Raw genomic sequence first — 25360 nt, forward strand, 5'->3', positions numbered from 1 at the left:
CTATTATGAATTTCTTATTGATGGGTAAATTTGGCTGGGCGTTTTTCCACAAAGGCCTGCATGCCTTCCTTTTGATCGGAACCTGCAAAAATGGAATGGAATACCCGGCGTTCAAAGCGCAGGCCTTCAGCCAGGCTCACTTCAAAGGCCCGATTAATTGATTCTTTAATCATCATCACGGCAGTAAGCGATTTTTCAGCAATTTTTTCGGCAGCTTGCAGGGTTTGCTCCAGCAATTCTTCCTTGGCAAAAACCCGAGCGACCAAACCACTTTGTTCCGCTTCCTGCGCCCCCATCTGCCGTGCAGTCAGGCACATTTCCATGGCTTTGGCCTTACCAATCGCCAAGGTTAAACGCTGGGTCCCGCCAATGCCGGGCAACACGCCTAAGGTAACTTCAGGCAAACCAAATTTTGCATTATCAGCGCAGTAAATAAAGTCGCACATCAATGCCAGCTCGCAACCACCACCCAAGGCATAGCCGCTCACTGCGGCAATTAAAGGTTTACGACGCTGCGCAATTCGATCGGCCAGACTGAAAAAATCATCCAGATAAATTTGCGGAAAATTCAGATCTGCCATTTCTTTAATATCGGCACCAGCGGCAAAGGCTTTTTCCGAACCCGCAATCACAATACAGCCAATTGCCGGATCTTTTTCCAGCTGATCCAGTGCCTGATTCACTTCAACAATCAGCTGGTTATTCAGTGCATTTAAAGCTTGCGGACGATTTAAAGTAATCAGCCCGACACCATTACGTTGTTCTAATAAAATTGTTTGCCACTGCATGAAATAAGTCCTTTTAAAATTAGAGGCTGCGTGCAATCACCAGGCGCTGAATATCGCTGGTGCCTTCATAAATCTGACAAATCCGCGCATCACGATAAATGCGTTCGATTGGAAAATCTTTCAGATAACCGTAGCCGCCAAAAATCTGTAGCGCTTTGGAGCAGACACGTTCCGCCATTTCCGAAGCAAATAGCTTGGCCATGGAGGCTTCAGTTAAACAGGTTTCACCGGCTTCTTTCTTGCGTGCTGCAAAATGGACCAGTTGCCGTGCTGCTTCAATTTCAGTCGCCATACTGGCCAACCTGAAAGAAATCGCTTGCTGTTCAAAAATCGGTTTGCCAAAGGCCACGCGGTCATGCGCATAGGCCGTTGCTTCTTCCAAGGCGGCACGCGCCAAACCAACCGCCTGTGCCGCAATACCGATTCGCCCGCCTTCCAGATTGGCCAAGGCAATTTTTAAACCTTCGCCTTCTGCACCGAGTCTTAAACTTTCATGAATGCGGACATCGGTTAAGGCAATCTGACAGGTATCCGAAGCATGCAGGCCGAGTTTTTCTTCGACCCGAATCACTTCATAACCGGGCGTGTCGCGCGGCACTAAAAATGCACTCATACCTTTTTTCCCCGCAGCTGGATCAGTCACGGCAAACACAATAATCATTCCGGCATTGTGGCCTGAGGTAATGAACTGTTTCGCGCCATTCAGAATGTAATGATCGCCGTCCTTGACCGCCCGGGTTTTAATCGCGGCAGCATCCGATCCGGTATGCGGTTCGGTTAAGGCAAAGGCACCAATCATTTCACCTTGAGCCAAAGGCTTTAGAAAATCCTGCTTTTGCTGTTCCGTCCCGAACTTGAAAATCGGCACACACCCTACAGAGTTATGTACGCTCATAATCGCAGATGTTGCACCATCGGCCGCAGCGACTTCTTCTAAGGCCAGAACATAAGCCAGCGTACCTGTGCCCGAGCCGCCCCATTCTTCCGGAATCAGCATGCCTAAAAAACCCAGCTCTCCCATTTGGGCTAAGGCCTGTTTAGGAAAGATGCCTTTTTGATCCCACTCGCCGGCAAAGGGTTTAATCTGTTCCTGGGCGAAGCTTTTTGCCATGTCCTGAATCAGTTGTTGTTCTTCCGTTAATTGCATGGATTCTTCCTTCAATCTCTTTATTTAATCTTCTTATTCAATCTGTTGGCTTTAGCTGTTATGCGGTCTTGGCTTGCTGCTTGTTGATTTCCTGATTGCGCAGTAAAAAGCGTTGAATTTTACCGCTTGGGGTTTTCGGCAATTCAGTCACAAATTCAATCAGGCGTGGATAGGCATGCGCAGATAACCGCTTTTTCACAAATTGACCCAGCTCTTCTTCCAGATGGGCCGAAGCTGCAAAATTATTCGCCAGAATCACAAAGGCTTTAATCACTTCGGTACGCTCAGGATCAGGCACGCCAATGACTGCTGCTTCAATCACGGCATCATGTTCCAGCAAGGCACTTTCCACATCAAACGGGCCGACCCGATAACCTGACGTTGTAATGACATCATCACTACGCCCAACAAAGCTCATACTGCCATCTGCATGAATTTCTGCGGTATCCCCAGTTAAGTAATACTGTCCGACAAATGGAGATTTACGGCTTTCTTCATAGCCAGAGAACCACATCATTGGGGACTGGCTGATATCCACTGCCAGGATGCCCGGGACGTCAGCTGCTAATTCATGCCCCAGTTCATCGACAACGGCAATCCGGTAACCCGGGCTGGCAAAGCCTGCCGAACCTGAACGGACCGGATGTTCCAAGGCATGATGATTACACACCACCATCCCGACTTCGGTCTGGCCATAATGGTCATAAATCGGCACATCCAGTACCTCTTTAAACCAGCGGATCACTTCCGGATTTAACGGTTCTCCCGCACTGCTGACAACACGTAACTTACCGCGTAGTTTTGCCATTTGAGCAGGATCGGCCGCCATCATCATGCGATAAGCAGTCGGTGCACCGGCCAGATTGGTAATGCCATATTCCTTAACAATTTCGCAGACACTTTCTGCATTAAAACCGCCTTCATAAAATAAGGTCGAGTGTCCAAGCATTAAAGGACCAGTAATCGCGTAATACAAACCGTAGGCCCAGCCGGGATCAGCAATATTCCAGAAAGCATCTTCAGGAGTTAGACCAATGGCATTTTGCATATAGCTTGCAAAAGCAATCAGCGCTTTTAAAGGGACTTTAAGCGGTTTCGCTGGTCCAGTAGTACCGGAGGTAAACATCAATAAAAATGGATCATCGACATTCAGGATTTCCAGCTCACAAGCTTCAGCCTGACGGTTTAATACCGTCCAGAAGCTGAGGTCGTGCGGATAGCGCTCTGCCTCAGTTTCGGCATGTACCGTCACAATCGGTGGACAGTTGCTGATCTCGGATAATTTGTCCCGATTCGCCAGATCAGTCACCACCAGCTTGCTTTGCGCCAGCTGAATACGATGCTCGATGGCTTTGGGACCAAAGGCCGTAAATAAGGGTTGATAGACAGCACCAATCCGCCAGGTTGCCAAAATAGTAATGATCAACTCGGGAGTACGTGGTAATAATCCGGAAACGCGGTCGCCTTTACCAATGCCTTGAGACTTTAAAAAGTTGGCAAACTGGCTGGAATATTTTTTGAGTTCGGCAAAGCTATACTGTTCTTTACGGCCATCTTTACCATGCCAGTACAAGGCAATGGCATCGGAATTGGCATGACGGTCACAGCATTCATAACAGGCATTTACTGCCTGCATTGAACCGGAGAGATACTGGCTTGCAACCGTGTTTAAATCAAAGTCTTGAATCGTTGTTTGATAATCTAACATGTTAAACCTCAGCCTGAATTTATCGTTATTACTGACAAGGTGTAATTATTGAAGCGAATCCTTGCTCCATCTAATCTTTTAAGTTTTAAGCAGGTGGCGTGGTGTATTGATGCATGATGCTGGAGAAGTCCAGATGGGCATCACCTTCCTGACACAGTTGTTGATAGAGTTTCTGTACCATGCTGCCGAGTACCACCGGCTGATCCACCTGTTGCGCGGCATCGACAGCCAGCCCCAAATCTTTGAGCATCAGTTGTGCGGCAAAACCGTCGGTATAACCCCGCGATGACGGCGCATTGACACAAATATCGGGCCACGGATTATAAATTTCAGAACTCCAGCAACGTCCGGTGGAACTGTTAATCACGCCAGCCAAGGCCTGTGCATCAATGCCCAGTTTGGCACCGAGTGCCATCCCTTCTGCAACCGCAGTCATGGAAATCCCCAGAATCAGGTTATTACAGATTTTTGCCACCTGTCCTGTTCCCACCGCACCACAATGCACCAGATTTTTACCCATACAGCCGAGAACAGGTTTAACGGCCTCAAAGGTGGCATCATCTGCGCCGACCATAAAGGTTAAAGTGCCATCTTTGGCACCTAAAGTACCGCCGGATACCGGTGCATCACAGACGCGAATCTGCTTGGCCTGAGCTGCTGCAGCAACCTCCTGAATGGTTTGCGGGTCAATGGTACTGCTGTCGATACATAAGCTGCCCGCTTGAAGCACCTCCAGAATACCGTGTTCACCCAAATAGACTTCACGCACATGCTTGGCTGCAGGCAACATGCTGACCACGATCTCCGCCTGCTTCGCGGCAGCTTGTGGACTGTCGCAGACCACACCGCCAGCTTCTGCAAAATGCTGTAAAGCCACTGCACTTAAGTCATAACCAAAAACCTGATGACCGGACTTGAGCAAGTTTTGCGCCATGGAGCCGCCCATGTTGCCTAAACCGATAAATGCAATCTTCATGCTGATGCTCCTTAACGCAGACTGATTGTGGTATTGACACCAGTGGTTTCCTGGTCATCTTCAAACCAGCGGCTGGTAATGGTTTTGGTCTGGGTATAGAACTGCACCGCCTGTTTGCCATAAGGACCGAGATCACCCAGTTTTGAACCGCGTGAACCGGTAAAACTGAAGAAAGGCACAGGTACGGGAATTGGAATGTTAATGCCCACCTGACCGATATCAATCTGGTTCTGGAAGGTACGTGCCGTATTGCCATTTTGGGTAAACAGTCCAACGCCATTACCAAACGGATTGGCATTAATCAGTGCAATCGCCTGTTCCAAAGTATCGACATGCATGATCGCCAGTACCGGACCAAATACTTCTTCTTTATAAATGCGCATATCGGTCGTGACCTGATTAAAAATCGTTGGTCCGACAAAATTACCCTGTTCATAGCCTGGAACCTGCACATCACGGCCATCGAGTAGCAGTTCGGCACCCTGTTCAACACCACTGTTAATTAAATCGATGACACGCGATTTGGCACGGGTTGAAATCACTGGTCCAACATCGGTATTCGGTTCATGCCCGGCATTTACCTTTAAGGTTTTGGTTTTATTGACCAGTTCATCGACCCAGTGCTTGGTCTCACCGACCATTACCGCCACGGAAAGTGCCATACAACGTTGACCTGCTGCGCCAAAAGCTGCACCGACCAAGGCATTTAAGGTCTGTTCTTTATTCGCATCTGGCATCACCACCACATGGTTTTTGGCGCCCATCATCGACTGCACACGCTTGCCGTGTTGGCCTGCAAGGTTATAGACATGCGTGCCGACTGCAGTCGAACCGACAAAAGAAATCGCCTTGATATCGCGATGGGTACACAGTAGATCGACCACTTCTTTGCCGCCATGTACCACATTCAGTACGCCTGCCGGCACACCTGCCTGAATCGCTAACTCAACCAGCATCATGGTCGATAGTGGATCCTGTTCAGAAGGCTTTAAGACAAAAGTATTGCCGCAGACAATCGCCATCGGGAACATCCACAGTGGAATCATCGCCGGAAAGTTAAACGGGGTAATTCCTGCACAGACACCCAAGGGTTGCTGCAAAGTATAGGTATCGACACCGCGTGCCACACCTTCAATATACTCGCCCATTTGTAGGGAACCGATCGAACAGGCATGCTCCACCACTTCTAAACCACGCTGGATATCACCTTCGGCATCGGCCAGGGTTTTGCCCTGTTCCGCCGTTAAGACTCGGGCGATACTTTTTAGGTTTGTACGAATCAGATCCTGCAGTTTCAGCATGATTCGCATACGTGCCTGGATCGGGGTCTGGCGCCAGCTGGCAAATGCATTTTGTGCAGCAGCAATGGCGGCATTAACTTCTTCTGCGGTAGCAAAAGGCACTTGGCCCAAGATTTCCTGAGTGGCAGGATTAACAATATCTTGCCAATGGCTGGTTCTTGATTCGACAAATTCACCATTAATGAGGAGTTTTGCGGTGGTGAATCCGGTACTTTGCTGTGGATGAGAAATAGCGTTCATGGTCGCTCCGTGCTGGTTTGTTATTGTCGTTGTATCTGCCTTTACTGGCTTTTATTTAACGTATAATTTTTACGCTGTTTCAGCAGACTAACAAAGAACACTTTGACCACCAATAGAAATTGGTGCACGATGGTTGTGCAAATATGCACAGGAATTTAACAGGATGTTAAATAAAAAATGAAAGTAGATTGGGATCATTTACGCTTTTTTTTAGTTTTGGCGCGTGCTAAAACACTCACCAACGCAGCACGCTTAATCGGGGTTGAACATAGCACCGTAGCGCGGCGGATTCAGGCCCTGGAAAGTACTTTAGGTACGCAACTGTTTAAGCGCGAAGCCACCGGTTATGAACTAACCTCGGAAGGTCTGGCACTGGTGCCGCGTGTGGAACAGATGGAACAGTCCTTTATCCAGATTGACAAGCGCCATGATCCCTTGCAAGGTCGGGTCCGGATTGGTGCGCCAGAAGGTTTTGGCACGGCATTTTTAGCTCGTCTTTTGGCAGAATTTTCCCAGCATTATCCTTTGCTGACCATTGACCTGATTCCGGTACCGAAAGCGATCAAACTTTCACATCGAGAAGCCGATATTGTGATCGCGATTGACCGGCCCAAATCTGGTCCGTATATCATTACTCGTTTGTCTAATTACTGTTTAAAGCTATATGGCAGCCAGCATTATTTACAGCAAAATCCGGAAATTAAAAAACTGGAAGACCTCCAGCAGCACCGTTTTGTCGATTATATTGATGATCTGGTCTATAGCACTGCACTATATTCGCTAGAGCGTCTTCCCTTGCAGGTCAGTGCCTGTTTTCGCAGTAACAGCATTCTGGCGCAGGAAATTGCCGTGCGTGCAGGTGCTGGACTGGCCATTTTGCCGAAATTTCTGGTCAATGATAAAAGTGAACTGAAAGAGGTGCTGGGTCAGCAGCTCAGTTTTACCCACACTTTCTGGATGCTGACGCTGGTCGATCTGCAACATGAACCAAAAATTAAACTGGTCTGGGATTTCTTGCGTAAACAAGCCGATCTTCAGCAAGACCTGTTAATGGGCAGATGAATATTGAACACACTGTTCACTTTGCAAGGCTACGTACTTTAGTTAAATCAACTGAAACAACAACGTATCGATACAGCAAATGAACGTATCACAACATTCCTGACGCTCATGACTTGTTAAATTAACAGTCGATCATTCGCGATGTTTTTTAATGAGCTACAGGAAAATAATATGAAAATCTTGATGGTACTGACTTCACATGACCAGCTGGGCGATACTGGCAAAAAAACTGGCTTCTGGTTGGAAGAGCTAGCTGCGCCTTATTACACCTTTGTCGATGCAGGCGCAGAGGTAGTTTTGGCTTCTCCTGCAGGTGGTCAGCCACCATTAGATCCAAAAAGTAATGAGCCGGATGCGCAAACCGAAACCACCAAACGCTTTGAAGCAGATGAGGTGGCCATGCAGGCTCTTGCCAATACACATAAGTTGAGTGAAGTCTTAAATCAGGATTTTGATGCCGTGTTCTATCCGGGTGGTCACGGTCCATTATGGGATCTAGCCAAAGACCAGAATTCTATTTCTTTAATTGAGCAGACTTTACAGGCAGATAAACCTGTTGCGCTGGTCTGTCATGCACCGGGTGTACTTCGTGAAGTCAAAGATGCCGAAGGTCATTCGATTGTAGAAGGCAAGACAGTCACCGGTTTTACTAATACCGAAGAAGACGGCGTAGGCCTAACCGATGTTGTCCCATTTCTAGTGGAAGACATGCTGAAAGAAAAAGGTGGGAAATATTCCAAAACTGAGGACTGGCAGGTATACGTGCAACAAGATGGTCTGCTCATTACTGGACAAAACCCCGCCTCTTCTGCTGCAACGGCTGAAGCTTTATTAAAATTATTAAAGTAGAAGTTAATCTAAAATTCGTATTAACCTTTTAGATCGCTTCTTTTTGAATAAGAAAAACCCTGAATGATGCAAGATTATTCAGGGTTTAATTTATCTATTTATTCCCAGATTTAGTTCGCTTCAACTGCCGTTGAGGCAATATGCTGAGCCAGTAATTCTCTGAGTTTAAACTTCTGGATTTTTCCCGATGGGGTCATCGGAATATCCTCCCAGATTTCCAGGCGTTCCGGAAGATACTGCATAGCCAGATTATGAGTTTTCAGGAAATCTAACAGCTCATTAAAACTTAACGGCTTTGTCTGATCTTTCAGCTTGATGATTGCACAGGAACGCTCGCCCATTCGCTCATCTGCATAAGCCACTAAAGCTACTGTGGCGATATTCGGATGCTTATAAAGTAGTGATTCAATTTCCGCGACCGGAATATTTTCTCCACCACGAATAATCACATCCTTCTTACGTCCGCAAATCCGAATATAGCCATGCTCGTCCTGATAGGCAATATCGCCAGTATCAAACCAGCCTTCGGCATCCGTATCATTCAAATGTGGACGTTTTAAATAACCGCCAAAATTTGAACAGGTGCGGATCATCAAACGCCCGGATTCATTCACGGCTTTGGTCTGACCTTTTTTATTCACGATCTTGATTTCAACACCAGGTAAAGCGATGCCATCCGTATTGAAAGAGTGTTCATCCTCATCTTCAGGTCGGGTCAGCGTCACTGCACCACATTCGGTCATACCCCAAGCGGATATGACTTTAACGCCCAGAATTTCCCGGGCTTTTTGTACCAATGGCCCCGGAATGGGTGCACCAGCACACAGGAAAATTTTTAGTGAATCAACCTTGTCATGCTGTTCCGCCACGGTATTGGACAGGTCATTCAGGAATGGGGTCGAGGCCATGGTGAAATTCACCTGATGCTGATGAATTAGATCCACTGCTTTGGCTACATCCCAGCTTGGAAACATGGGACAACTTGCAAGCTGATTTCTTTGATTTTTATGGTCAGGCCTTAAATAAGCTGGCTTTTGATGATGTGGTTACCCTAATTCATCTGCTCAATAAAGTAAATGATGGTTTAAAAAGTATTCATCTGCATAAAGAAACGGATCAGGAATAAACAAATAGAAATATAGCTTTAATTGAAGAATATAAAAAAGAGCCTGAATTCAGGCTCTTTTTTATAAATTGAAATTATGCCTTTTGTGGATCGTATTGACGGTCTTTAATGAATATCCCGGACACTGCGCCACACAAGAAATAGGCACCCCCCATAATCAGGAAGCCTAAGCCAATTGAACCCCGCTGGCTGCCGCGCCAATAATTGCAGGGGCAAACATGGCGCCGATACGACCTGCATTATAAGCACCGCCTACCGCAGTACCACGAATCGAGGTGGCGAAGCTTTCCGTCATATAAGTGGCATTAATCGCATATGGAATACCATACAGGAATCCAAAGAAAATCAGCAGATAGGCAATGTTATCTGGCGTATTGAATAGCACAATCACGGGCAGGAAAATCGCCGTTCCAATTGCTCCAAACGAAAAGACAGCGCGTCTACCCAGACGGTCTGCAGCAAAGCCCGCCAGAATTTTTCCGAAAATCATGGCTACATAGGTACCAATCATATAGCCTGCCATGGATTTAAAATTCATGTGCAATTCAGATTCCAGATATGCCGGCATCCAGTTGTTTACGCCATAGTAGCCAAATTGCAGAAAACCGGCCGTAAAGATCCACAAAATAAACATTCTGCGATTCGCAGGATCCGCGAAAATCTCTTTGACTGTGCTTTTTTTGGCGGGTTGCTGTGCTGTGATTTCAGCTGGGGCATATAGACGCTGCAAACGTGCACGCTGCCAAGATTCTGGCTCAGGAACCAGTTTCTGGATAAAAATCGCCATAACCGAGGGAATAATGGCAATAAAAAACAGGGTTCGCCAGCCATATTCTGGAATGATCCAGCCTGCCAGTACAGTGGCCACAATATAACCGACGGTCCATCCTGCCTGTAAGGTACCTAAAACCGTGGTGCGATATTCAGTTGGAACATATTCAGCCATGAGCGTATTGGCTGCAATATATAAAGAGCCTATGCCAAAGGCAGAAAGAAAGCGTAAAACAGCAAATTGTTCAAAGTTCTGTGCAAAGCCTAAGGCTGCGGTCAACATGGAAAATACCAGAATCGAAATGACTACGGTACGTACACGGCCCAGACGGTCACAGGCCCAGCCACCCATAAAGCCACCAATCGCCATACCTGCTAAGGTAAAACTGCCTAGTGTACCGGCCTGCAGATTACTGAGACCAAACTCTGCTTTCAGGCTATTTAAACTGAAAGACAGCAGCAACATGTCCGCGCCATCTACCAGTAAAGCCAGAAAGGCGAAAATAAAAGCAATTTGCTGCGTTCGTTTGGTCGTAGGTTTAATCTTTTCTAATTCTCTCGCTAAATCCGTTATATTTAAATCTCTGTTTTCCTATCCTTAGGTTTTCATGATCTTTTATATTTAAAGCTATTCCGCTAATGAATATGCTTTAAGGCTAATCCGTTTTTAATTCACTTGATTGACTCCTTTTTTAATCCTGTCTGGGAGATCGCTTTTTCCTTTTTATCAGTGACCTCTTGTTCTTCGTTCATACTTATATTTGCATCAGGCTAAAGAAAATAAGATGAATATTCATCATTTTAGATGTTTTATTTTGTTAGACGAAATTAAGTATCATAAAGTTGATTGTTTTTCCATTTTCCTATAGCTTTAAAAAGAGGGATAAGAACGATATATCATTTGAATAAGATCGAACAGGGAGCGTAATAATGGGTGCCTTAACAGGATTTCGTGTACTGGATTTAAGCCGGATTTTGGCTGGGCCCTGGTGTAGCCAGATTCTGGCTGATCTGGGTGCAGAAGTGATCAAGATTGAAAAACCGGATCATGGGGATGATACCCGTATCTGGGGACCACCCTGGCTTAAAAACAATCAGCAGCAAGATACCCATGAATCGGCTTATTACCTGTCAGCCAACCGTGGCAAGCACTCGGTTGCAATCGATTTATCTACACCTGAAGGTCAACGTATTATCAAAAAACTTGCTGAACAAAGCGATGTAGTCATTGAAAACTATAAAACCGGTTCGTTGAAACGATATGGACTGGATTATGAAACTCTGAGTCAGCTAAATCCGCGACTGGTATATTGTTCTATTACCGGTTTTGGCCAGAACGGTCCGCGTGCGCAAGAGCCGGGCTATGATTTTATCGTTCAGGGAATGGGCGGCATGATGAGTGTCACTGGCGAACGTGACGATCTGCCCGGTGGTGGCCCGCAAAAAGCAGGTCTGGCCTTTGCCGATTTGACCACCGGCTTATATGCCGCAATTGCCATTCAGGCGGCTTTGTTGTCCCGTGAGAAAACCGGTGAAGGTCAGTATATTGATATGGCGCTGTTAGATACCCAGGTTGCTTCCCTCTCTGTTCTGGCCATGAATTATCTCACCTCAGGCAAAGTACCCGGTCGCTTCGGAAATGCACATGCCAATATTGTGCCCTATCAGGTGTTTAAAGCCCAGGAAGGCGAATTTATTATTGCCTGTGGCAACGATCTGCAATTTCAAGCTTTGTGTCAGGCCGTTGGTCTGGCCAAGGTGGCAGAAGATCCTCGCTTCTTGAAAAATTCAGGACGTGTTACACATCGTGAAGAACTGACCACAGTTCTACAAGCTCATTTCTATACTCGACCAGCAAAAACCTGGGTGGATTTAATCCATGCGGTTAAAGTGCCGGTAGGAATGATCAATGATCTGAAACAGACTTTGCAAGAAGAACAGGTATTAGCGCGTGATATGGTGATTAAAATGCCGCATACCTTACGTGAAGATTACACCTCAATCGGTTCACCGATTAAACTCTCCAAGACACCGGTAGAATATAAAAAGGCCCCACCTTGTCTGGGTGAAGATACCGATGCCATTTTGAGTCAATATTTAAGTTCTGCTGAAATGGAAGAACTGAAAAGCAAAAAAGTCATCCAGCAGCGATAAGCCTGCAAGCAATAAAAAAGGAATCTTTCGATTCCTTTTTTATTTTAAATCTAATGGATTAGATCATTCCTTATCAGGCTTTTGCACTCGACTGAACAGTACGAGGCAGTTCACGACGCAGAATTTTGCCTACTGCGGACTTGGGTAATCCACCCACAAACTCAATGTATTTGGGTAGTTTATAACTGGTCAGTTGCTGCTTCAGATAAGTCATGACTTCATCTTGGGTCAGAGTTTCATCCTGTTTCACAATAAATGCCTTGGGTACCTGTCCAGATTTTTCATCATCAATACCAATCACTGCACATTCCAGTATTTTAGGATGTTTGGACAGCACGCCTTCCAGCTCATTGGGATAAACATTAAATCCGGACACCAGAATCATGTCTTTTTTGCGGTCCAGAATGGTGATATAGCCTTGTTCATCCATACAACCGATATCACCTGTCAGAAAAAATCCATCTTTGGTAAATACCTGTGCTGTTGCTTCGGGTTGCTGCCAGTATCCTTTCATCACCTGTGGACCACGTATGGCTATTTCTCCAGCCTGATTAAGCTCTACAGGTTTTCCTTCATCATTCAGAATCAGAATTTCAGTCCCTGCCAATGGCAAGCCAATCGTGCCACTAAATCGCCGGCTTAAAGGCGGGTTAAAAGTTGCAGTCGGTGAAGTTTCGGAAAGCCCATAACCTTCATAAATCTGGCAGCCTGTGACCTCATGCCATAACTCTGCCGTATTTTTCAAAATAGATGCCCCTCCGCCGGTTGTGGTTTTCAGGCGTGAATGATCCAGTTCACGGAAAGGTGAATGATGCGCCAAGGCATTAAACATGGTATTCACCCCGGGGAAAACAGTGGGTGGATGTTTCTGGTATTGATCCGCCAAAGCATCCAGATCTCTCGGATTTGGAATCAGGACATTGGCGAAACCACGGCTTAAACCGTAACTGAACAGGCAGATGGTAAATCCATAAATGTGATACAGCGGCAAGGCACAGAATACATATTCATTTTCAGCGGCATAGCGGTCACCAAAATGGCTGATAAACACGGTACTGTTCTGGGCGATATTAAATAAAATATTGCGATGGCTCAGTTCTGCACCTTTAGAAACACCTGTGGTACCTCCCGTATATTGCAGAATGACCGTATCTTCCTGATGCTGTACAGGCGGTTCAAAATCAATAATCTCTACCTGATTTATTGCCTGTCTAAAGTCAGAAAACTGTTTATCCGGATATTGTGCTGCCTGACTATAAATAGCACTTGGTTGCTCTTGAATAAAATCCAGCGGATGCGTTGAAATGACATATTTGAGTTGAGGACATTCATCTAGTGCTGTTAATTGCTCCAAAGTCTGTCCCAGGATAATCAAGGCTTCTGCACCTGAATCCTGTAGCTGATGATAGAGCTCGCGCTGGGTGTACATGGGGTTGACATTGACCAGCACATAACCGGCCCGAATAATGGCAAAGGTCGCGATTGGATATTGAATAATATTAGGCAGCATCACCGCAATACGGCTGCCAGCAGTCAGCCCAAGACGCTGTAAATAGCTTGCCAGTTTCTGGCTATACACATCGATATCGTGATAGCTGAATTTACGATCCAGATAGATAAATGCGGTTTTATCCTGAAATTTTACCAAATTCTCAGCAATTGTCGTGCTCAGGGTTTTCTCAGGATCTGGCCGGGTAAACTCCGGATTGATATTCCACTTTTTATATTCTTCCATCCATGGCTGACTGCTCATGACTATACTCCTGTCCTGGATTTACATTTATTTTGTATCATTTAAACCATAAGATTTTGATTTTAATTAAATATTTTTAAACCACTTTCTGCTGTCTCGATTCAACATACTGGTAGTGATAACCGCTACGAATAAAATGCTGATTTTTATCCCTAAATGAATGAGCATAATCCGGCCAGACCAAAGTCAGCTTGCGACTGACCGGGTCCAGATACCAGCTTTTACAGCTTTCCGATAACCAGACACTACCTTGGGAAAGCTGCTGTAGCTCCTGCATATAGCTATTTTCAGCCTCTTGATCTGCTTCAAAGACCTGAATCTGTTCCTGCTCAAAAAACTGCAAGGCATCCAGTACCAGATCAAACTGGGTTTCCAGAAAATAAAGCGCTGAATTATGCCCACTGCCTGTATTTGGCCCATTCAGAATGAACAGGTTTGGAAAGTTGTGTACGGTCGTTGACTGATAACCCTGCATACCGCTGGACCATTGCTGTTCCAGGCTTAAACCCTGTTTACCCACCACTTTTGCGGCATAGGGTGGACGCGCCGCTTCAAATCCTGTCGCAAATACGATGATATCTGCAGAAAATTTATTTCCAGCCTGGCTTAATACACCGTCTTTCGTAACTTCTGCCAATGCTGAGTCTTCAAGTGTGACATTTGGTTTTAGAAAAGTCGGATAATAATCATTAGACAACAATAAGCGCTTGCAACCCGGCTCATAATGCGGGGTAAGTTTACGCCGTAACTCAGGATCTGAAACCTGATGCTGCAAAAACTGTAGACAGTTTTTCTTGACCCGCTCAATCTGACTTTTCAGGTTACGACGCTGCGCGAAATTGTATTCATTGCCCCAGAACAAAGCATGTCTTAATGCCGACATACTGTCAGGATCTTTGCGGAAAAGCTGTTTTTCTGACTCAGAATAAGGTCGATCTGGTCGGGGCAAAATATATGGCGCACTACGTTGCAAGACAGTTAGGCTTTTTGCTGTTTTGGCAATTTCCGGCACAAGCTGAACGGCTGAAGCCCCTGAACCCACCACCACGACACGCTGATTATCCAGATTCACCTGATGATTCCAGCGCGCAGAATGCATCACCTGGCCTTGAAATTCTTCCAGACCCGGTATTTGTGGGAGATGTTCATCCGCAAGATGGCCGGTTGCAGTCATTAAAAAATCTGCCTGATACGGGCCTTTGGAGGTCTGAATTTCCCAGATGCGTTCTTTGGCATTCCAGCTGGCTTTTTCCAGCAACGTATGAAAATCAATATGTGGACGAATCTGCTCCTGATCACAGCACTGAATTAAATAGCGCTGGATTTCTGCCCCTTGCGGAAAGATGCGTGACCAGTCCGGATTTTTAATAAAAGAAAAAGAATATAAATGGGAGGGTACGTCACAGGCGACTCCGGGATAGGTATTGTCACGCCAAGTACCGCCCACTTCTGCTGCACGTTCAATGATTTTAAAATCGTGGATGCCCTGCTGTTTAAGGCGGATTGCCATTCCCAAACCACCAAAACCGCTGCCTACAATTAGAATCTTGCTGCGCTGTCCTTGAGCTTGCATTATTTATCTCCTTTAAGGCATATAAGGCTGGATTTTTTGATTCACCGGATATTGTTCTGGATGCTGGCTAAACTGGTTTACCAGTTGCACCACTTCGGCTGGCGCTTCGACATAGAGCGCATGTCCTGAAGAAATTTCGATATAGCGACTGTTCGAAATTGAAGCAAACAGCAGTTTAGCTTGCGCTACAGGTACCATGCGGTCTTCACGGCAAGCCACAATCAACGTCTCTGCACGAATCTCAGGCAAGATCGATGTAATATCAATGCGATAATTCAGTTCCCGCTGTTTGGCTGCATCTTGGGAAGGTTTGACAAAGCGTGCTAGATCCAACACCTGCTGTTCGCTTCGTGCAGACAGATAATCATCGCTATACAGGCAATAATTGACAAAATGAGGCAAGGCCGCAGATTGTTCAGTAAATAATTGCTGCCAAATGACAGTACGTAGTTGTTGCACCGAGCTGGTTTTGGCCCAACCGGCTAACAGGATCAAACGCGCTACGCGCTGTTTTAAACTGGCTGTTACTTGTGCAGCAATCACGGCACCGAGTGAATAGCCGACCACTGTAATGATTTCATCTTCTGCAACCGCATGCTGAATCAGTGCTTCAACCTGCTGGCTAAAATCGGTCACCTTTAGATCAGCTTTATCTGGGGTATGTAAATCAATGGATAAAACCCGCTGATGAATACCCAGCATCGGAAAAATATAGCTGAAATGCTTGTCGGTATTTCCACCGGTGCCATGAATCAGAATAATAGTGGGAAATGCAGTACGCTGTCCGACTTCATGAAAAGTAAGTTGCAGATCAGCATAAGGAAACTGTCGAGTAATCATGTCTAAATCCATATAGACTCCTGATCTTGTTATTTTATGGTTTATTCAATATCCGAGAATAAATCTCAATATTTGAATTGGGTGAAGATGCAAAAATTATTAAAAAAGACCCACGACACGAGTATCGTGGGTCAAAAGCTTTAATCGAATTTGAACTCTTCAGGTTCAAGTAAAAACAGGCTTTCACCACCCGCCTGAATATTGGCAAAGTGGGTTGAAGTTCTTGGCAAAATACGTGCAAAGAAGAATTGTGCAGTTTTGATCTTGGCTGCATAGAACGGATCAGTATTACCTTCTTCAATTTTCTGCTGCGCAGTAATTGCCATTTTCAGCCACAGATAAGCGGACACGACATAACCAGAGAAATATAGGTAGTCAACTGATGCTGCCCCAATTTCATTGGCAGACTGCTGAGCCTGCTCCTGAATGGTTCTGGTTAATTCCAGCCATTGTTCAGTCAACTGGCTGACTTGTGCAACTTGCTGGCTAAACTGGGCATGTTGTTGATGTTCTTTTACAAAGCCTTGAATTTCCTCGGTTAATGCGGTCAACAGACCCAATTTTGAGCCCAGCACTTTACGCGCCAGCAAGTCAATGGACTGAATTTCAGTGGTTCCTTCATAGAGGCTGGCAATACGTGCATCACGGGCAATCTGTTCCATGCCATGTTCAGCAATATAACCGTGACCACCGAAAACCTGCATACCATGTTTAGCCGCTTCTATGCCGGTTTCAGTCATTAATGCTTTGGCAATTGGGGTTAATAATGCCAGACGGTCTTCAGCTGCTTTCTTTTCTTCCGGGCTGTCAGTGGCTTCAGCGATATCGGCATAGGTCGCCAGATAATATGCAAGTGCACGTGAACCTTCTGCAAACACCTTTTGAGTCAGCAGCATGTTACGTACTGCCGGATGCACGATAATCGGATCTGCAGGCTGGCCTGGCACTTTTGCACCTTCAAGAGAACGCATCGCCAGACGGTCTTTGGCATAAGCCAATGCCCCCTGATAAGAAGATTCTGCTGCTGCCAAGCCTTGAATAGCTGTACCGATACGTGCCGAGTTCATAAAGGTAAACATGCAGTTCAGACCGCGATTTTCAGGCCCAATCAGGAGACCTTTGGCATTATCAAAATTCAGCACACAGGTCGCGTTACCGTGAATGCCCATCTTGTGTTCAAGAGCGCTACATACCACGCCATTACGGGAAGCCACATTACCAGCTTCATCCAGATTGTATTTCGGCACAATAAACAGCGAAATACCTTTGGTTCCCGCAGGTGCATCTGGCAAACGTGCCAATACGATATGCACGATATTTTCCGCCAGATCATGTTCACCGGCTGAGATAAAGATTTTCTCGCCACTGATGCTATAGCTGCCGTCTTCATTTGGCACTGCTTTGGTACGGATTAAACCTAGGTCAGAACCGGCATGAGATTCAGTCAAGCACATGGTTCCAGTCCAGCGGCCTGCAATTAAAGGTACCAGAAACTTCTGTTTCTGTTCATCGCTACCGTGGTGCTCTAAAGTACGCATGGCACCATGGGACAGGCCTGGGTACATGCCCCAAGACCAGTTCGTTGCGGTAATAATTTCAGAAATGGCAATACGGTATAAGGTCGGGAAGCCCTGACCGCCATATGCTTCGTCACCAGTTAATGAGGTAAAGCCGAGTTCCACATATTTGTCATAAGCTGCTTTAAACCCATCCGGGGTGGTTACGACGCCATCCTGCAAACGGCAACCCTGCTGGTCGCCTGTCGCATTAATCGGTAGAAGTTCGTTTTGGCAAAAGTCCGCAGCGACTTCCAGATATTGCTCCATAATATCCATAGAAACCTTGTCTGCGAATTTTGCATAGCCCTGATATTTCTGTTCAACGTTTAACAGGTCTTTCAGGACGAACTTCATGTCTTTTAATGGCGCAATATAATTTCTCATCGTAATTCCCTTGTATGAGTTCTAATTTGTATATTTATGACTATTAATTTCATAATACGAAATTATGTTTTAAATCCACTATAATATAATTTAAAGAATAAAATCTAGTCATTCGATGAAATTTCCCATTTAAAAATAAAAAATCTTCAGGATGAAAAAAAGCCATTCATGACGGAATGGCTTTTTTGTTTGATCGTCAATGAAATGGTTCAACGAGCCAAGAAATGAGTCAGACGTTGATGAATAATTTGCTCTGCATCTTGCATGATATTTTCGATCAGCGCCTGACAAGTCGGAATGTCATGAATCAATCCCATCACTTGACCTGCAGTCAGAACTCCCGCATCCACATCGCCATTTTCTAAAGCGAGCTTGCCTTTTAAACCGCTGACATAGGGACGAATCTGTTCAAATTCCAGATCTGGATCTTCACTCATTTTAACGACTAGATCAGATACTGCATTTTTGGCAACACGGGCGGTATTTCGGAACTGTCGATACAAAAGATGTGTCGCCCTTTCATCATTATCGACATAGAACTGTTTGATGTTTGGATGGATCGGGGCTTCCTGAGTGGCACAAAAGCGTGTACCCATATTGATGCCTTCGGCACCCAAAGCCAAAGCTGCGACCAGACCACGACCATCAGCAAAACCGCCACTGGCCACAATCGGCACAGTGAGCTGATCTGCTGCCGCAGGAATTAAAATCATGCCGGGAATATCGTCTTCACCCGGATGGCCCGCACATTCAAAACCATCAATCGAAATAACATCTGCGCCAATTCTTTGTGCTGAAAGCGCATGACGGACGGAAGTACATTTATGAATGACAATAATGCCATGTTGCTTAAACGCCTCAATATGTTCATGAGGCTTGTTGCCTGCTGTTTCTACGATCTTGATACCGCTTTCAATGATTGCCTGTCGGTATTCTGCATATGGCGGCGGATTCACAGCGGGCAATAAAGTCAGATTGACTGCAAAAGGCTGATCGGTCATTTCTCGGCAGCGTGCAATTTCCTTGACCAGGGCTTCAGGCGTCGGTTGAGTCAATGCCGTTAATGTTCCCAAGCCACCTGCATTAGATACGGCACTGGCCATTTCTGCGGTACCGACCCACATCATGCCGCCCTGAATAATTGGATAGCGAATGCCTAAAAGCTCGGTAATACGGGTCTTAATTTTCATAAATGCTCTCCTTAGCATCCGGTAAATTGTGCAGGGCGTTTTTCGACAAAAGCCTGGACACCTTCTTTATAGTCCTGACTGCTCAGAGCCAGATATTGCAGGTTTTGTTCCAGCTCCAGTTGCTGGTCTATGTTATTTTCAGCACTGCGTTGCAAGGCCTGTTTGGTTAAAGCCAGCGCATAAGTCGGCTGTTGAGATAATCGCTGTGCAATGTCGTCGATATAAGCATCAAATTCTGTATCTGGAAGCATTTTCCAGATCATGCCCATTTCGGCGGCCTCTTTGGCATGCACCGGTTCGCCCAGAAAAGTGAGTGCCATGGCACGTGCATAACCGATTAAACGTGGCAACATCCAGGTGCCACCGGCATCAGGAATCAAGCCAATTTTAGAAAAAGCCTGAATAAATCGGGCACTTTCCTTGGCAATGACCAGATCACAGGCCAGTGCGATATTGGCACCTGCACCGGCAGCCACACCATTCACTGCTGCAATCACCGGTTTGGGACTCTGGCGAATGAGATTAATCAAGGGATTATAGTATTTGGCCAGCGAGCCTTGCGGTGGCAAAGGCACATTGCCGAGCTGTCCAGTACGTTCTTTTAAATCCTGTCCTGCTGAAAACGCCCGGCCATTACCGCGAATCACAATCACCCGAATATCCGGGTCTGTATTCCAGTTTTTCAGCACCTGCTGCACTTCCTCATGCATTTGCCGGTTAAAACTGTTGAGTGAATCCGGACGGTTAAAGCTTAAGGTTGCGATACCTTGCTGAACCTGAGTTTGAATCGTTTCCCACATCATCAATTTCCTTATTTTTTTGCCTGTATCCCTACAATTAATAGCCTTTATTGACATCTACCTGATGGCACAAATCCAGCCCGAGATTTAAGCGTCGGTCATTTTCCAGAATCTGTTCCACTACCACAGACATGGGTGCATGTGAGGCGACATGTGGCGTAACTACGATCTTTTCATGCTGCCAGAATGGGTGATCCGGAGTTAAAGGCTCTTCTTCAAATACATCAAGGATTGCGCCACGGAGATGACCTGAATCCAGTGCATTGAGTAGATCCTGCTCGATTAAATGCTGCCCACGACCCACCTGAATAAGAGCAGCCTGATCAGGTAATTTTTTAAATAGCTGTTCAGATAAGATTCCAGTATTGTCTACAGTTAAAGGCATTAAATTAATCAAAATCTGGCTGTGGGCCAGGAACTCGGAAAGCTGTTCTTGGCCTACATAGCTTTTGACCTGAGCAATCTCTTTTGGGGAATTGGACCATCCAGACACCTGATAGCCCATGTCGGCAAAACGTTTTGCCACATAACCGCCCATATGGCCAAGGCCCATAATCCCGATCTGGATATGATGGCTATAACTTTGACGATACTGTTTCCATAGCTGCTGCTTTTGCTGCTGGATCATGCGGTCAAAATAACGCTGAAAATACAGCACACCCCAAAGCAGATAATCAAACATGCCCTTTTGATGATGTGGATCCAGTACCCGGCAGACTGACTGGTCAGATCTAATCTCGGTTAAATTTAAATGTTCGACCCCTGCAGCAATCGAATGAATCAGGCTAAGCTCTGGAAGTTGCCGGAGTTTTTCCAGATCTGGAAACCACGAAGCTGCTGTGGTCGCCAGTTCTGCTTCCGGGCTGTCCAGTGTACAAAAACTGCCCTCAGGCGCATATTTCTGAAAAGACTTCACCAGAATTGCCTCAATATTCGGCACAGTACTGGATATCACAATCATGATGCATACTCCGTATATTGATGCTCAATCAAAGACAAAGCGGCCTGCCAGGCACGCTGTAAAATCGGTTCAACTAAAGGACTAGCGAACTGCTTGGCGGTTTTAATTCGTACATCTTCACTTGGATAATGCAGTTCGGCACCGCCGCTTAAGGCCTTCACCTGTGCCTGACAGGCACGCTCTAGAAAATAGATTTCATGAAAGGCCCGTGCAATGGTTTCGCCCGCCGTTAAAAGTCCGTGATTGCGTAAAATCATGGCGCGATGGCCGCCCAGGTCCTGAATCAGGCGTTCTTGTTCATCTGTTGAAAGTGCCACGCCTTCATATTCGTGATAGGCCACCTGCTGATAAAACTTCATGGCGTGCTGGGAAATGGGCAGAAGTCCGTGTTTCTGTGCAGAAACTGCTATGCCATCTGCGGTATGCGTATGAATAACACAGTTCAGATGAGCATGTGCTTCATGAATTGCGGAGTGGATGACGAAGCCAGCCATATTCACCGGCTTGTCCTGTTCATAGCTTTCTACGACCTGCCCTTCATGATTAATCTTGACCAGCGTTGAAGCACACATTTTTTCAAAAGCGACACCATACTGATTAATCAGAAAACAGTCAGGCTGATCAGGGACTCTTAAACTGATATGGGTATCAATTAAATCAGTCATCCGGTAATGCGCAATAATGCGATAAAGCGCTGCGAGTTCACAACGTGCCTGCCATTCAGCATCTGTGACGAGATTTTTTATTGTCATCGTTCCATCCTGGAAAAATATAGCATTTCGATCACTATCTGTTATATCATAATTTTAGAAAAACAGAATATTATTTCATAAAGCGAAATAAATCATTACAAGGAGTTGATATGTCAACATCACAATTAAACGGACTCGAATATCTAACCGCAATTAAGAATGGGGAAATTTCCAGTTCAGCCATGAGTGAAATTATTCCCATGCGTCTGATCTTGGTGCGCGAAAACTATGTGGAATATGAGGTGCGTCCTGATCAGCGCCATTATAATTTACAGGGTGGTATTCATGGCGGCTTTTGTGCAACGGTTCTAGATAGTGCCACTGGCGCTGCCGTGCATACGACAGTAGATGCAGGTGTCAGTTTCTCGACCATTGACCTGAATGTAAAAATGCTGAAAGCGATGAAAAGCGGCGAAACCTATACAGCTATTGGTGAAGTCATCCGGATCGGGCGTAATGTACTGACCTCAGAAGGCCGAATTATCGATAAAGAAGGTAAAGTTTATGCTTTTGGTTCAGCGACTTTATTAGTCACTGCCCGTAAGTAAATCATTACAGTGATGTAATCAATCCCTGCATGTGCAGGGATTTTTATTTTGAAAGAAAAATCCCAATAAAGAATGCCATGCATATCATAGATACATGGCATTAAGACTATGACTAAACTGTTATGCAGCTTCAGGGTTTTCAATCACCATCGCCAAGCCTTGACCCAGACCGATACACAGACTAATCACGGCATATTTTTTACCGGTACGCTGTAACTGACGTGCAACGGTTAAAGCCAAACGCGCACCCGAACAGCCCAGTGGATGACCAATGGCAATCGCACCACCATTTGGATTGACACGCGGATCATCCAAAGCGACATCCAGACCTTTCAGGCAAGATAATACCTGACTGGCAAAGGCTTCATTAATCTCGATGATATCCATATCGTCTAGCGTCAAACCAGCACGTTGTACTGCCTTTTTAATCGCTTCAATTGGGCCTGCACCCATGATGCGTGGCTCAATGCCAGCGGCTGCAGAAGACAGGATACGAGCCAAAGGTTTTAAGCCATACTGTTCCTGAACTTTTTCACTGCCGATAATCAGTGCTGCAGCACCGTCATTGATTCCTGATGCATTACCCGCTGTTACTACACCACCTTCAAATAGCGGTTTTAACTTGGATAAAGCTTCAAATGTTGAAGATGCACGTGGATGCTCATCCTGAGTAATTTGTTTAGGCGGCAATTTGCGTCCTTGAGAAACTTCAATCGGGGTAATTTCACCTTCAAAGAAACCTGATTCTTTCGCTACCTGATATTTTGCCTGTGATGCAGCGGCAAAGGTATCAGCCTGTTCACGGCTAATACCGAATTCTTCAGCCACGTTATCACCTGTTTCAGGCATACTGTGCGCGCCAAACTGATCCGTAAATTTACGGTTCGGGAAACGGGTACCAATCGTGGTGTCATAAATTCTGGCATCACGTGAATAAGCACTTTCTGCTTTGCCCATCACAAAAGGCGCGCGGGTCATACTTTCTACGCCACCAGCAATGTACAACTCGCCTTCGCCTGCAGTGATGGCACGTGCCGAATCAATCACAGCACCGAGACCTGATGCACATAAGCGGTTTACCGTCTGCCCCGGAACTGTTACCGGCATACCCGCTAACAATGCTGCAAAACGTGCCACATTACGGCTGTCTTCACCGGCCTGATTGGTACTCCCAAAGATTACATCTTCTACATCTGCTGCCGGAATACCGGTTTTTTCCAGCAGGTTTTTAATTACGGTCGCTGCCAGATCATCTGGACGTACGCTTGCCAGACTTCCTGCATGACGACCGATTGGTGAACGTAAACCATCATAAATATATGCATTTAACATGAGTGTTATTCCTTTAACTTTTTAATTAATGTGTTGTATGAACAAGTGGTAGACCAAGCTGAACACGGCGACGCAACCAAGGACTTGGACGGTAACGCTGGTCACGGGTAATCGCAGTCATGCGATCCAGAATTTTCAGGATTTTTTCAGCTCCCAGCACATCCCCCCATTCAATTGGCCCATATGGATAGCCAAGGCCTAATTTTACTGCGATATTGATATCTTCTACCGTTGCAACGCCTTGCTGGGCAATATCACAGCCGAGATTCACAATCATTGCCAAAGCACGTTGAGCCACAAAGCCTACGCTTTCCTGAATTACGCTGGCGGTCACACCATCCAGATTGAAAATCGATTGGGCTGCTTTTACCAGCTCAGGTTGGGTGATAAAAGTTGGCATCAAGGTACGGTGTTTGTTTAGACTATATAGCAGATCGATACACACCACTTGCTGAGGTGCCACCTGATAGCGGACTGCGGCTGAAGTTGCATCTTCACCATAAGTCGCAATCAGAATTAAAGCATCTGCTGAAGGTGCGTCAGTTTGCTCGATCTGGATGTTGAACTGCTGCAGATATTGCTCAAGCGCCTGAAGGTCTTCGCTATATTCTGTGCCTAGCCAAACCGATGGATATTGATCCAGCTTTTCAACCAGTGTTGGAGCTACATCACCTACTTTGCTCCCTGAGGTATAAGCGTAAAAACCTTTACCAGTTTTACGGCCTAGCTGTTTAGCAATAAAACGCTGGCGGGTAATCACGCTTGGGCGGTAACGCGCTTCTTCATAATATTGATGATAAATCGATTCACTCACCGGATGCGAGACATCCATACCGGTCAGATCACCTAATTCAAACGGCCCCATTTTGAAACCGATTCCGTCACGGTAGATCCTGTCAATATCATAAAATGGTGTGACATTTTCATTCAAAATTGCATAGGCTTCGCTACCAAAGGCACGGCCGGCATGGTTAATGATAAATCCTGGAGTATCTTTAGCTTTGACCGGACGATGACCCATTTTTGTAGAGAGCTGGGTTAATGCTTCAATAATATCAGCGCGGGTATTGAAGCCTTCAATCACTTCGACCACTTTCATCAGTGGTACCGGATTAAAGAAATGATAACCGGCCACACGTTCTGGCTGCTTACAGTTGGCAGCGATTGCACTGATCGACAATGAAGAGGTATTAGATGCCAGAATCGCTTCTGGTTTTATCATTCCTTCCAGTTGCTGCATCAGTTTTTGCTTGATTTCCAGATTTTCAATAATCGCTTCAACAATCAAGTCACAATCTTTCAGGTCTTCTAGCTGCTGCGCAGTCGACAGATGAGCAATATCTTCAGCGGCTTTTTCATGGCTGAATTTACCTTTATCTGCTAAGGTATTTAATGTTTTGGCCAGTTTATCCTGTGCCTGTTCGGCTGCCCCTTCTTTGGCATCAAACAGTACCACATCATGACCAGACTGAATCGCGATCTGGGCAATACCTGCACCCATCGTGCCTACACCAATAATGCCGATTTTCTGAATCTGAATACTCAT

At 45.8% G+C, this 25360-nt stretch carries 19 protein-coding genes and 3 pseudogenes; 5 read left to right on the forward strand and 17 right to left on the reverse strand.

The window, feature by feature from the left end:
* Nucleotides 1–14: 14 nt before the first annotated feature.
* The 5 genes from ACP7AK_RS02500 to ACP7AK_RS02520 form a co-directional block, all read right to left on the reverse strand.
* Nucleotides 15–788, reverse strand: a complete 774-nt coding sequence (locus tag ACP7AK_RS02500) for an enoyl-CoA hydratase (protein ID WP_174894412.1) — start codon at nucleotides 786–788, stop codon at nucleotides 15–17.
* A 19-nt stretch (nucleotides 789–807) separates the two neighbouring features.
* Nucleotides 808–1935: an acyl-CoA dehydrogenase family protein gene (locus ACP7AK_RS02505; RefSeq protein WP_086044840.1), complete on the reverse strand. Its 1128-nt coding sequence runs from the start codon at nucleotides 1933–1935 to the stop codon at nucleotides 808–810.
* 58 nt (nucleotides 1936–1993) lie between these two features.
* Entirely contained in the window at nucleotides 1994–3643 is a 1650-nt protein-coding gene (locus tag ACP7AK_RS02510; RefSeq protein ID WP_425878393.1) for an AMP-binding protein, read from the reverse strand.
* Between the two features lie 85 nt (nucleotides 3644–3728).
* The gene (gene mmsB, locus ACP7AK_RS02515) at nucleotides 3729–4619 is read right to left on the reverse strand and encodes a 3-hydroxyisobutyrate dehydrogenase (RefSeq protein ID WP_425878395.1); all 891 of its coding nucleotides are present in this window, start codon (nucleotides 4617–4619) and stop codon (nucleotides 3729–3731) included.
* 11 nt (nucleotides 4620–4630) lie between these two features.
* Entirely contained in the window at nucleotides 4631–6160 is a 1530-nt protein-coding gene (locus ACP7AK_RS02520) for a CoA-acylating methylmalonate-semialdehyde dehydrogenase (protein WP_253174699.1), read from the reverse strand.
* A gap of 177 nt (nucleotides 6161–6337) precedes the next feature.
* Between ACP7AK_RS02520 and ACP7AK_RS02525 the strand changes: the two genes are divergently transcribed.
* Nucleotides 6338–7222 carry a LysR family transcriptional regulator gene (locus ACP7AK_RS02525; RefSeq protein ID WP_086044837.1) on the forward strand — a complete coding sequence of 295 codons (885 nt, stop codon included), beginning with the start codon at nucleotides 6338–6340 and terminating at the stop codon, nucleotides 7220–7222.
* Nucleotides 7223–7393: 171 nt separating this feature from the next.
* Nucleotides 7394–8071, forward strand: coding sequence for a type 1 glutamine amidotransferase domain-containing protein (locus ACP7AK_RS02530; RefSeq protein WP_086044836.1), 678 nt, complete (start codon nucleotides 7394–7396; stop codon nucleotides 8069–8071).
* A 110-nt stretch (nucleotides 8072–8181) separates the two neighbouring features.
* On the opposite strand, the pseudogene ACP7AK_RS02535 reads toward ACP7AK_RS02530, so the two are convergent.
* Nucleotides 8182–9033, reverse strand: a pseudogene (locus ACP7AK_RS02535) (AMP-binding protein); the annotation flags it as partial.
* Between the two features lie 2 nt (nucleotides 9034–9035).
* On the opposite strand from ACP7AK_RS02535, the pseudogene ACP7AK_RS02540 reads away from it, so the two are divergent.
* A pseudogene (locus ACP7AK_RS02540) lies at nucleotides 9036–9197 on the forward strand (MarR family transcriptional regulator); the annotation flags it as partial.
* A 74-nt stretch (nucleotides 9198–9271) separates the two neighbouring features.
* Here the strand turns inward: ACP7AK_RS02540 and ACP7AK_RS02545 are convergent.
* Nucleotides 9272–10542, reverse strand: a pseudogene (locus tag ACP7AK_RS02545) (MFS transporter).
* 356 nt (nucleotides 10543–10898) lie between these two features.
* On the opposite strand from ACP7AK_RS02545, the gene ACP7AK_RS02550 reads away from it, so the two are divergent.
* Nucleotides 10899–12122 carry a CaiB/BaiF CoA transferase family protein gene (locus ACP7AK_RS02550; protein ID WP_425878398.1) on the forward strand — a complete coding sequence of 408 codons (1224 nt, stop codon included), beginning with the start codon at nucleotides 10899–10901 and terminating at the stop codon, nucleotides 12120–12122.
* Between the two features lie 73 nt (nucleotides 12123–12195).
* Here ACP7AK_RS02550 and ACP7AK_RS02555 read toward each other — a convergent pair whose 3' ends face one another.
* The 8 genes from ACP7AK_RS02555 to ACP7AK_RS02590 form a co-directional block, all read right to left on the reverse strand.
* Nucleotides 12196–13875, reverse strand: coding sequence for an AMP-binding protein (locus ACP7AK_RS02555; RefSeq protein ID WP_425878400.1), 1680 nt, complete (start codon nucleotides 13873–13875; stop codon nucleotides 12196–12198).
* Nucleotides 13876–13951: 76 nt separating this feature from the next.
* Complete coding sequence (locus ACP7AK_RS02560) at nucleotides 13952–15448, reverse strand: flavin-containing monooxygenase (protein WP_425878402.1); 1497 nt, start codon at nucleotides 15446–15448, stop codon at nucleotides 13952–13954.
* Between the two features lie 12 nt (nucleotides 15449–15460).
* On the reverse strand, nucleotides 15461–16300 hold the full coding sequence (locus ACP7AK_RS02565; protein ID WP_425878404.1) for an alpha/beta fold hydrolase: 840 nt from the start codon (nucleotides 16298–16300) through the stop codon (nucleotides 15461–15463).
* A 128-nt stretch (nucleotides 16301–16428) separates the two neighbouring features.
* On the reverse strand, nucleotides 16429–18231 hold the full coding sequence (locus tag ACP7AK_RS02570; protein ID WP_425878406.1) for an acyl-CoA dehydrogenase C-terminal domain-containing protein: 1803 nt from the start codon (nucleotides 18229–18231) through the stop codon (nucleotides 16429–16431).
* A 209-nt stretch (nucleotides 18232–18440) separates the two neighbouring features.
* Nucleotides 18441–19421, reverse strand: coding sequence for an NAD(P)H-dependent flavin oxidoreductase (locus tag ACP7AK_RS02575; protein WP_425878408.1), 981 nt, complete (start codon nucleotides 19419–19421; stop codon nucleotides 18441–18443).
* An 11-nt stretch (nucleotides 19422–19432) separates the two neighbouring features.
* Nucleotides 19433–20221 carry an enoyl-CoA hydratase-related protein gene (locus tag ACP7AK_RS02580; protein WP_425878596.1) on the reverse strand — a complete coding sequence of 263 codons (789 nt, stop codon included), beginning with the start codon at nucleotides 20219–20221 and terminating at the stop codon, nucleotides 19433–19435.
* 37 nt (nucleotides 20222–20258) lie between these two features.
* The gene (locus tag ACP7AK_RS02585) at nucleotides 20259–21182 is read right to left on the reverse strand and encodes a 2-hydroxyacid dehydrogenase (RefSeq protein ID WP_425878410.1); all 924 of its coding nucleotides are present in this window, start codon (nucleotides 21180–21182) and stop codon (nucleotides 20259–20261) included.
* Nucleotides 21179–21934: a class II aldolase/adducin family protein gene (locus tag ACP7AK_RS02590; RefSeq protein ID WP_253145669.1), complete on the reverse strand. Its 756-nt coding sequence runs from the start codon at nucleotides 21932–21934 to the stop codon at nucleotides 21179–21181. Before ACP7AK_RS02590 ends, ACP7AK_RS02585 begins: the two co-directional genes overlap by 4 nt.
* 110 nt (nucleotides 21935–22044) lie before the next feature.
* Here ACP7AK_RS02590 and ACP7AK_RS02595 point away from each other — a divergent pair, with 110 nt between their 5' ends.
* Nucleotides 22045–22482: a PaaI family thioesterase gene (locus ACP7AK_RS02595; protein ID WP_005246335.1), complete on the forward strand. Its 438-nt coding sequence runs from the start codon at nucleotides 22045–22047 to the stop codon at nucleotides 22480–22482.
* 120 nt (nucleotides 22483–22602) lie between these two features.
* Here the strand turns inward: ACP7AK_RS02595 and ACP7AK_RS02600 are convergent, their stop codons facing one another.
* Together ACP7AK_RS02600 and ACP7AK_RS02605 are read right to left on the reverse strand one after the other, a co-directional pair.
* Nucleotides 22603–23814 carry a 3-oxoadipyl-CoA thiolase gene (locus ACP7AK_RS02600; protein WP_425878413.1) on the reverse strand — a complete coding sequence of 404 codons (1212 nt, stop codon included), beginning with the start codon at nucleotides 23812–23814 and terminating at the stop codon, nucleotides 22603–22605.
* A 25-nt stretch (nucleotides 23815–23839) separates the two neighbouring features.
* On the reverse strand, nucleotides 23840–25360 hold the full coding sequence (locus ACP7AK_RS02605; RefSeq protein ID WP_425878415.1) for a 3-hydroxyacyl-CoA dehydrogenase: 1521 nt from the start codon (nucleotides 25358–25360) through the stop codon (nucleotides 23840–23842).

It is taken from the genome of Acinetobacter sp. TWP2-2-3 (assembly GCF_049896445.1).
Taxonomy (GTDB): Bacteria; Pseudomonadota; Gammaproteobacteria; order Pseudomonadales; family Moraxellaceae; genus Acinetobacter.

Coding starts and splice junctions, on each gene's coding strand:
- ACP7AK_RS02500 (WP_174894412.1), bottom strand. CDS start 788: ATGCAGTGGCAAACAATTTTATTAGAACAACGTAATGGTGTCGGGCTG.
- ACP7AK_RS02505 (WP_086044840.1), bottom strand. CDS start 1,935: ATGCAATTAACGGAAGAACAACAACTGATTCAGGACATGGCAAAAAGC.
- ACP7AK_RS02510 (WP_425878393.1), bottom strand. CDS start 3,643: ATGTTAGATTATCAAACAACGATTCAAGACTTTGATTTAAACACGGTT.
- mmsB (WP_425878395.1), bottom strand. CDS start 4,619: ATGAAGATTGCATTTATCGGTTTAGGCAACATGGGCGGCTCCATGGCG.
- ACP7AK_RS02520 (WP_253174699.1), bottom strand. CDS start 6,160: ATGAACGCTATTTCTCATCCACAGCAAAGTACCGGATTCACCACCGCA.
- ACP7AK_RS02525 (WP_086044837.1), top strand. CDS start 6,338: ATGAAAGTAGATTGGGATCATTTACGCTTTTTTTTAGTTTTGGCGCGT.
- ACP7AK_RS02530 (WP_086044836.1), top strand. CDS start 7,394: ATGAAAATCTTGATGGTACTGACTTCACATGACCAGCTGGGCGATACT.
- ACP7AK_RS02550 (WP_425878398.1), top strand. CDS start 10,899: ATGGGTGCCTTAACAGGATTTCGTGTACTGGATTTAAGCCGGATTTTG.
- ACP7AK_RS02555 (WP_425878400.1), bottom strand. CDS start 13,875: ATGAGCAGTCAGCCATGGATGGAAGAATATAAAAAGTGGAATATCAAT.
- ACP7AK_RS02560 (WP_425878402.1), bottom strand. CDS start 15,448: ATGCAAGCTCAAGGACAGCGCAGCAAGATTCTAATTGTAGGCAGCGGT.
- ACP7AK_RS02565 (WP_425878404.1), bottom strand. CDS start 16,300: ATGGATTTAGACATGATTACTCGACAGTTTCCTTATGCTGATCTGCAA.
- ACP7AK_RS02570 (WP_425878406.1), bottom strand. CDS start 18,231: ATGAGAAATTATATTGCGCCATTAAAAGACATGAAGTTCGTCCTGAAA.
- ACP7AK_RS02575 (WP_425878408.1), bottom strand. CDS start 19,421: ATGAAAATTAAGACCCGTATTACCGAGCTTTTAGGCATTCGCTATCCA.
- ACP7AK_RS02580 (WP_425878596.1), bottom strand. CDS start 20,221: ATGTGGGAAACGATTCAAACTCAGGTTCAGCAAGGTATCGCAACCTTA.
- ACP7AK_RS02585 (WP_425878410.1), bottom strand. CDS start 21,182: ATGATTGTGATATCCAGTACTGTGCCGAATATTGAGGCAATTCTGGTG.
- ACP7AK_RS02590 (WP_253145669.1), bottom strand. CDS start 21,934: ATGACAATAAAAAATCTCGTCACAGATGCTGAATGGCAGGCACGTTGT.
- ACP7AK_RS02595 (WP_005246335.1), top strand. CDS start 22,045: ATGTCAACATCACAATTAAACGGACTCGAATATCTAACCGCAATTAAG.
- ACP7AK_RS02600 (WP_425878413.1), bottom strand. CDS start 23,814: ATGTTAAATGCATATATTTATGATGGTTTACGTTCACCAATCGGTCGT.
- ACP7AK_RS02605 (WP_425878415.1), bottom strand. CDS start 25,360: ATGAGTATTCAGATTCAGAAAATCGGCATTATTGGTGTAGGCACGATG.